Source organism: Nocardia amamiensis (genome assembly GCF_015477605.1).
Classification (GTDB): domain Bacteria; phylum Actinomycetota; class Actinomycetes; order Mycobacteriales; family Mycobacteriaceae; genus Nocardia; species Nocardia amamiensis_A.
In genome coordinates, this window is record NZ_JADLQX010000135.1 from 1 (window position 1) to 1604 (window position 1604).

The window sequence follows — 1604 nt, forward strand, 5'->3', positions numbered from 1 at the left end:
TTCGGGTAGGCGTTCGTAGTCGCGGACGCATCGGCGGCGTCGGGTGATCCGGGCCAGGGTGCGTTCGACGAGCCAACGCCGGGGCAGGACAACGAATCCCGAGGTGTCGTCGCTGCGTTTGACGATGGTGAGGGTGAGCCCGAGTTTTTGTTGGGCCCAGCCGAGGAGCTTTCCGGCGTAGGCACCGTCGGCCCAGACCAGCGCGATGGTGGCGAACACCTCGCGCAGCTGGGTCAGGGCGGTGCGGGCGCCGTCTCGGTCTTGGGTGTCGGCGGCGGTGACGTGCACGACCAGAAGCAGGCCGAGGGTGTCGACGATGACGTGGCGTTTACGGCCGTTGGTCTTCTTGCCGGCATCGAAGCCGCGGGTTGCCGCGCCGACGGTTTCGGCGGCGCGCACGGTTTGGGAATCGATGATCGCCGCGCTCGGTTCCAGGTCGCGGCCATCGGCTTCGCGCAAGGCTTCGCGCAGGTCGTTGTGCACGGCGGTGACCTCCCCGCTGTGCCACCAACGGGTGAACAAGGCATAGACAGTGCGCCAGGGCGGGAAATCCGCAGGTAAATTACGCCATTTGCAGCCGTTGTCGGCCAGGTAGAAGATCGCGTCGATGATCTGACGGCGGCAGTATTCCTCGGGCCGGCCTCCGGCGCCGTCGAGCCAGGTCGGCCACGGCAAAACCTGCCCAGGACCTGCCATTGGGCATCGGTGGTGTCGGAGGTGTAGCGGCGCGGTCGCCGCGGACGGCGGGTGCCGTGCCCGAACCGGCAGGCCACACACCCACAACCGTTTGAGGCGATATCGGTGCCAGCGCAAGGGGTTGCGGAGTAGAACGACATGGGCGGGACCTCGGTGGGGTCGGAGTTGTGGTGACCCCGTGGCTACCACCAGGTCCCGCCCCCACCCGGCAGCCACACCGGCCGATCAGCAACCGGTCTGTCAACCACCCACTACGCCAACCTCATTCGGCGATCGTGAACACCCCGGACGGCTGCTGGGCAGCCCAACCCCGCGCAACCAGGCGTTTCAGCTTCGACCGCAACGCCTCCACCTTCGAACGCTCGGTCCCCGCGATCCCCAACTCGGCCGCGACCTGCCCGGCACGCAACCCCTGACCAGCGTGGGCGAGCACATCCAGAATGTCGCAGTAGTCGCCCGGCAACACCGCCGCCGCATCAACCCAAGCCCTGCGCGGCGGCACCAGCACCAACCCGACCGGCGACCCGCCATCACCCGAAACAGGCGGCACCGGCGCAGGGTCCGCATCCTCACCAGCCACGGCGCCGGTCTCCGGCATCCGCGCCGAATCCAGACCGCCAGCGGCGGTGAGGATCTCGTTCATCGTCTCCCGGGTGACCACCAGCCTCGCCAGCATCTGCTCGCAAGCATCCAACTGCTCGCTCAGCTCCCCGATCCGCCGACGAAGATCAGCGGCCTGCTCGGCCGCCGCCGCCTCGCGCCGAGCAAGCTCCTCACGCCAGGCCACCATCCCCGCCTCCACAGACTCGCCACCCCCGACACCGACGATAAACCGCCAGCAACCGCCACAACAGCCCCACAACGACTACCGCAGATCAACGCACCACACACGCTATTCGATCAGTTTG

The 1604-nt window shown here is 67.8% G+C and carries 2 protein-coding genes; both read right to left on the bottom strand.

Going from position 1 to position 1604, the window contains the following annotated elements:
• A partial coding sequence (locus tag IU459_RS37060) for an IS5 family transposase (RefSeq protein ID WP_195134243.1) occupies window positions 1-696 on the bottom strand: 696 nt, incomplete at its 3' end.
• Between the two features lie 262 nt (window positions 697-958).
• Window positions 959-1486: a hypothetical protein gene (locus IU459_RS37065; protein WP_195134244.1), complete on the bottom strand. Its 528-nt coding sequence runs from the start codon at window positions 1484-1486 to the stop codon at window positions 959-961.
• Window positions 1487-1604: the final 118 nt, after the last annotated feature.

What these genes read in the sequence shown, in the direction of transcription:
- IU459_RS37065 (WP_195134244.1), bottom strand. Translation starts at nt 1,486, where the DNA reads ATGGTGGCCTGGCGTGAGGAGCTTGCTCGGCGCGAGGCGGCGGCGGCC.